5 protein-coding genes are annotated in these 6,280 nt (G+C 38.0%); 4 read left to right on the forward strand and 1 reads right to left on the reverse strand.

The genetic code is table 11. The features are described 5' to 3' along the window. From NI469_RS15345 to NI469_RS15355, 3 genes are all read left to right on the forward strand, one after another. On the forward strand, positions 1 to 981 hold a 981-nt coding region (locus NI469_RS15345), incomplete at its 5' end, for a hypothetical protein (protein WP_253175641.1). A 341-nt stretch (positions 982 to 1,322) separates the two neighbouring features. Further along, positions 1,323 to 2,222: a replication initiation protein gene (locus tag NI469_RS15350; protein ID WP_253175642.1), complete on the forward strand. Its 900-nt coding sequence runs from the start codon at positions 1,323 to 1,325 to the stop codon at positions 2,220 to 2,222. 168 nt (positions 2,223 to 2,390) lie between these two features. Beyond that, positions 2,391 to 3,047 (forward strand): BglII/BstYI family type II restriction endonuclease, encoded by a 657-nt coding sequence (locus tag NI469_RS15355; protein ID WP_168405114.1) that lies wholly within the window; start codon positions 2,391 to 2,393, stop codon positions 3,045 to 3,047. On the opposite strand, the gene NI469_RS15360 is transcribed toward NI469_RS15355, so the two are convergent. Beyond that, positions 3,044 to 3,286 (reverse strand): helix-turn-helix transcriptional regulator, encoded by a 243-nt coding sequence (locus tag NI469_RS15360; protein WP_253175643.1) that lies wholly within the window; start codon positions 3,284 to 3,286, stop codon positions 3,044 to 3,046. The genes NI469_RS15355 and NI469_RS15360 overlap by 4 nt on opposite strands. 90 nt (positions 3,287 to 3,376) lie before the next feature. Here NI469_RS15360 and NI469_RS15365 point away from each other — a divergent pair, with 90 nt between their 5' ends. Then, positions 3,377 to 4,555 (forward strand): DNA adenine methylase, encoded by a 1,179-nt coding sequence (locus NI469_RS15365; protein WP_253175644.1) that lies wholly within the window; start codon positions 3,377 to 3,379, stop codon positions 4,553 to 4,555. The last annotated feature ends 1,725 nt before the right edge of the window (positions 4,556 to 6,280 follow it).

Here is a 6,280-nt window from a genome sequence, read left to right on the forward strand (position 1 = left end):
GGCAATACAAAAACCATTTTTAACAATGTAGAAGGGCTACTGGAGAAGCTGACAGATCGCTACGACTTAAAGCTTACTCCACGTCAACGGAATTACCGCCTTGAGAAGGGTCATCCGATTTGTACTTGTATTGTTCAACGTGATGTCTTTGAAAAATACAAATGGACTATTCATTTGTTGTTCACGACTCCTAGAACTAGGGATTTCAATTTGCAGTGCGGTGTAGAGCCTAAAAAGATCGTGAATGCTAAAGAGCGTGAAAAAATCGAGGAATTGCAGACAAGATTTCAGGGGTTTTCATGGGTTAAACCTGAAATACAGGCTGAAATGGACTTGATCTATGGCTATTTCAAAGATCGGGAGCCGCTGCAATTTGTTTTAAATACGCCTGTTTCTCTAAAAGTCACGCAGCACATGACTTTTGAGCTTGTGCGTACAGATCACAAGGTCTACAAGCCGACTGAAAAAGAATATAAAGACAGAATTCGGTCATTTTCTTGGTCTTGGAGATACAGCAAGCAGTCATATTTGCGAATGAAGGCCCGACTTATAGCTGTTGTAAATAAACTTATCAGCCAAAAAAATAATAAGTTAGCTGAAAAAAACCGAGCTGATTTGCGTAACTTTTTCAAAATGATTGAAGCATGGGCCGTTTTTAAAAGTAATAGACAGCAATCAGGAGAATTGCTGCATTTCGCCCAAAGCTTTGTACGCAGGAAAGTTAAAAAATCGTGGCAGCAAATTGAGATAGCCCCACCGCATTTAGTTTATTTGCCGCGGCTGGAGAACTATGCCGACAATTTGAATGAATACCGGCAGCGGAGAGACCTTTTTGATCAATATGGTGTAGAAATCCCCCTCGAATTAGTCCGAAAGGGCGAATATATGCCAATTTTTAACTACGTTAATCTTGAGAAAATGAAGGTCGAGAACCGTAATAAAAAAGTAGATGAAGCAATGCTTTCAGAAACTTTGAAATGATTACGTTACAAAATCAATTTAAAAATAGGTCGGGAAGGGTATTTAAAAACTTTCGAAATAAAGTGCAAAAAATCTAAATGGTTGATTCTTAGCGGTTATTGTCATTTTTTTTTGGGTATTAAAATACCATATTTGTGGTATATGTTTTTACTTTAAAATTAAGGGTTTAACAACTATGTAACTTTGATGTAAACTTTATTTTGAGCGAAAAAAAACCCGATGTGGCGTCGGGCTTTTTTCGGGAACTTGAAGAGAAAAATCTCAACTAGCACCTCAATTATCTTGAACCCTAATTGTAGCTAGTTGAGTCCACAATAACAAGAGTTATAAGGACTTGAACAATGGCTACGCCTGTTCACCAACTTGATATTTTTTATGACGATCTACCTCATAAACCCTATTGTGCGGATTATTTAGATCGCGGCTTGAATATTTATCCTAAGCGTCAGGCTATAGGGCACCGATATATTCAAGGCAATCAACCATGTCTTGTTAATTATTTATTCTTTGATTTGGACCATGAGGATTCTGTCTTAGCTTGGCATACTGAAAATTTGCCTGCGCCCTATTGGACAGCCCGAAATCCCGAAAATGGCCATTGCCACATCTGTTATAAGCTCGAAACCCCGTTTCCAACGACAGAGATCGCCAGCATTAAGCCGATTCGCTATGCCAGTGCGATACAAGCTGCTTATGCAAAGAAATTAGGTTCAGATACTTCGTACAGCCGATTAATTACAAAAAATCCTCTACATTGGCATTGGGACGTGGTTTTTTGGAGTGATCAGGCATATTCGTTAGATTATCTCGCCGACTTTGTTGATCTCGATAAAAAACCTTCTCCTGAAGCAAGACAGCAAGGTTTAGGGCGAAATTGCACTGTATTTGATGCTGTACGACACTGGGGCTACAGGAAGGTAAAAACCTATCTTAAGGAAAACGCGAGCTATGACGCATGGTTTAACGCGGTTTTAGAGCGTGTTTTGAAGGAGAATGAGAACTTTCCCGAACCTCTCCAATACGGGGAGCTAAAACAGATTGCCAAAAGTATTGCGAAATGGATTTGGAACCGCTTCTCTCTGGAAGCTTTTAGCCAGATTCAGGCTGAAAGAGGGGCTAAGGGTGGGGTAAAGTCCAAGCGTGGTCCTAAAGAGAATTCAGCGCGTTCTACAAAGCCGTGGGAAGATATAGGAATTAGTCGAGCGACTTACTATCGACAACGGAAAAATGAGACCAAATAAGCCATATCAGATAACAGCCCCTTTTATGGGGCTGTTCTTTGTCAGTATGGTCAATTTAGATATTGTTCCACGCTTCTAATTTCTTCACTAACTTAGGCTAATTTTTTATTTTCCTTTTAATATTTTTTTATACTTTTATACTCTTAGAAAATTAAATTCTTGATACTTATGTCTGTTCTACTTTTTCCGCAATATATTCGAGATAACTATGAAATAGAGGAATATCGTAATGGTATTTCTGTGCTTAGACATGCTTTCCCTAATGAATGGAATGATTTAGTCGATTTACTTTCAGCTTTTGTTTTAAGACGAAGTGAAGTCATTGCTCCAGGTGGTCGAAAATCTACTGTTGCAGACCAATTAGATAGTTTTCTATATGCAAGGGGTTGGGGAGAGACAGAATTTAAAACGGCTATTCATTTGGATGAATATGAGTTAATCAAATCAGCTATTGGCAATGGAAAGAATACGGTTATTTCTACTTTGAAAAATAGCACTATTACAGAAGTTCCTACTCATAAAATTGATTGCTTCAAAAATAAAGTTGCTATTGAAGTAGAGTGGAATAATAAAGACCCGTTTTTTGATAGAGATTTAAATAACTTTCGATTGTTATTTGATTTAGGTGCTGTATCTGTAGGTGTAGTGATTACTAGAGCTTCAGAGTTGCAGGAACTATTTAAAAGTTTAGGCAAAGGAGCATCTTATGGTTCATCTACAACGCATATGGGTAAATTAAGAAGTAAGTTATTTGGTCAAGGTTCAGGTGGATGTCCCGTGATAGCGATTGGTATTAAAGCCAGTCTTTATGATGAATTTAGTTAAATAGATTCTTGTATAAGGCTTTCTAAGATTTCCTCAAAGTCTGATAGCGATTTATTTAATTCCTTGCATATTAAATAAACCTCACTAATTTCTAAAGATCTGTCACCATTTTCGTATTTGGAAACAAAGCTTTGTGGTTTTTCTAGCATTTTTGCTAACTGAGATTGAGTAATCTGAGCATCAAGTCTCATTTGCTTTAATGCTTGGATACACAAAGATTTCATTAAACTTTTATCCATCTATTTTCTCTATTTGACTATCAAGACTTTATTACATAGAATCAAAAAACAAAATCCTAATTTGGGATTTTGTTTTTATTAAGGATTCTTATGTTCACCCCACAACCATTTCCTAGTTTAATCAAATATATGGGTTCAAAAACCAAGATTATTGATTTTATTGTTGATGGGATTAATTTTGTCCATCAAAAAGATAGAGCCATATTAGATCTATTTGCTGGGAGTGCTTCATTGGCAGGGGCAATTGGGAAACAGGTTAATTTTGTTTCTAATGACATTCAGGAATATTCAAAAGTTCTTTCGCAAACCTATTTAGTTAATTTAAGAGATGCAGATATTCCAGATATTGATCATATTCATCAGCAGGTTTTAGACCTTGTAGAAGCCAATGTGCAAAAGGAATATCTTGTTGATTACACTAAATTAACTGATATTGAAGATTTCAATTGTTTAGAAGAAAACCAAAAAGATTTAATCAATAAAGACTTCTCGTACGATTATCATTTATTTGCAAAAAACTATTCTGGTACATGGTGGTCCTATGAACAATGTTTGTGGATTGATGCTTTAAGAGAAGTTGCAGATGAGTACAAAGATAAGCCGATTTATCCAATTTTTTTATCTTCCTTAATGTATTCCATGGCTTATTGCAGTCAAGGTACAGGCCACTATGCTCAGTACAGAGATGCGAAAACTAATTCTTCTTTTAATGACATTTGTATTTATAGAAAAAAAGAAGTTTTCAAATTTTTTCATAAAAAATTTAATGAATTATGTACTTATAGTTTAAATACCAAGTCTAATTTCAATTCAGCTTTTTTATCGGCCGATTTTAAAGAAGCGTTAAAAACGTTTGAAGGTGGGACAGTATATGCAGATCCACCGTATTGCTTTGTACATTACAGTCGTTTCTATCATGCCCTAGAAACTCTAGTTTTATATGACTATCCTGAGATTCAGAAAAAGAAGAATGTGATCGTTAAAGGGCGCTATAGAGAGGATAGGCATCAGTCTCCTTTTTGCATTAAAACTAAGGTTGAAGATGCGTTTTTAGATATGTTTAAGGGGGTCGAATCTACTAAATCTCAATTAGCACTTAGCTATAGTAATACGGGGATGATTAGCCTAGAAACTATGATGGAGCTTGCATCCTCTGTATGGGATAACTCGAAAATCGAGATATTAACTACAGATCATCAACATATGACATTAGGGCGGCAAGGTACTCGATATAGAGATGTTAAAGAGTGCTTACTCTTACTCAAATAAAAAGGTAAGGGTCGGTGACTACGCCACCGCCCTTGATAATGTGTTTTTAAATCTGCACCTGATTCAACCGACTCTGGAACGGCTGAACTCCTCTGTTGGCAAAGTCCACAGTGAACCTGAGTTTTCTATACTCAGAAATAGCTACAAAGATACTGAATTACCTAATTGGTAATGCATCCAAACAGTTGCAGCTCTGCATTTTCATCAACTTAGTTTAGTCCGAGCGACCAACTCGAACAGCAGGGGGTGACCAACCCCCCATTTAACCGTTTCTGATTTTTTTTTAACTCACAAGGCTGTTACCACCAGGTGAGCACATACTCAATATGCACCTCTGCATATCCCAACCTCACTCTTTCGCAAAACCACGATTCCCTTAACAACGGATTTCTCCGAACGGTAGCTATGGTTCTTACCCTTTCAGGCACAATTTCCACGATTTAAAAACCGTTTTATATGCGCTACTCAAGATCGCTCCCTCACTTCCTCAATATTTCGCGCTTAACCAATTTGCACGTTTGAAGGATGTGATTCCCAAGTTAGTCTTGAAGTCTTAACTTGCAGTACGCTTATCAACTAGATCACCAGAATGTCCGAAGAAATTCCCTATTTTTGCGTTCGCAGTTCCAAAAAACGCATTATTAATCTGATCATCATTCTTGTTGGTAAAGCACTTGCAATCCACATAGGGGGTTGTGCGCCCCCATTGTCACGTTTGAGCTATCAATCGACCTTTCGAGCTTCAACGGAACGTCTCACGACGAGTTCACCGTTTAACAAGAAAGTGCCTGCAACGCATCCAGCTTTCGCCTCAGCGCCCCGATAACCTCTCGGTTACCTCAGAATCCATCGTGTGTGGCACGCACTATGCAAAACATTACGCACATCTGCATAGAACGGTGGCTGTTAACGGAATTTCATCCTGAAACTCCTAACCATATCTTCAAAACAGGATTTCGGCTTTCAGCCTAGATCGGGAATTACTTCCCGACCAACGTGTCACCACGCTTCCGTTTCCTTGTCGCCCAACTTCACTAAAGACGGGTTTCCCCGACCTAGTTAAATAGGATTGGATCGAATGAGGGCATTGCGTCCCTCAAGCTCCCATCAAAGCGTACCGAGCCACGGTTAAATGGCAGTCCGCTTCGTCAGGTAGTCAAAAATTGGTTAGAAGTTTGACTATGAGCTGTTTAAAAAATCAAAGTTTTAGTGTGCCTGCGCACACTAAAACTAACACGGTCGGTCAGTCTTAAATGCGCGTTGGTCAGACACACTTCATTGATGATGAATTGATCATAGAACATAAAAAATAAGTCGTCTATCCTGATTTGCAGGAACTACTTATTACCCTCTTACAAATACCCCGAAAAATTCGATTTTATGGCTATGCTTCGCATAGCAGGGCTTCGCCCTAAAAACCTCTAAAAGCATTGTTTTCTTTTTACTAGATTACAATGTGGTTTTTTACGAGAAAATGGGGTATTTTTAGTGAAAATCCCTTGATTACATAAATAGCAATGATTGTATTTAGTCCTCATACAAAATTTACGATGCAGCGAATCGCTGACCATGTGGCTAATGGGGCATATTTCTACGCAAAAATTGATTGGAAGGAATATGAAGATTGGTTGGATGGCAATACAAAAACCATTTTTAACAATGTAGAAGGGCTACTGGAGAAGCTGACAGATCGCTACGACTTAAAGCTTACTCCACGTCAACGGA

Source organism: Acinetobacter lwoffii, from assembly GCF_024129735.1.
GTDB classification, from domain to species: domain Bacteria; phylum Pseudomonadota; class Gammaproteobacteria; order Pseudomonadales; family Moraxellaceae; genus Acinetobacter; species Acinetobacter lwoffii_H.

What these genes read in the sequence shown, in the direction of transcription:
- NI469_RS15350 (WP_253175642.1), top strand. Translation starts at nt 1,323, where the DNA reads ATGGCTACGCCTGTTCACCAACTTGATATTTTTTATGACGATCTACCT.
- NI469_RS15355 (WP_168405114.1), top strand. Translation starts at nt 2,391, where the DNA reads ATGTCTGTTCTACTTTTTCCGCAATATATTCGAGATAACTATGAAATA.
- NI469_RS15360 (WP_253175643.1), bottom strand. Translation starts at nt 3,286, where the DNA reads ATGGATAAAAGTTTAATGAAATCTTTGTGTATCCAAGCATTAAAGCAA.
- NI469_RS15365 (WP_253175644.1), top strand. Translation starts at nt 3,377, where the DNA reads ATGTTCACCCCACAACCATTTCCTAGTTTAATCAAATATATGGGTTCA.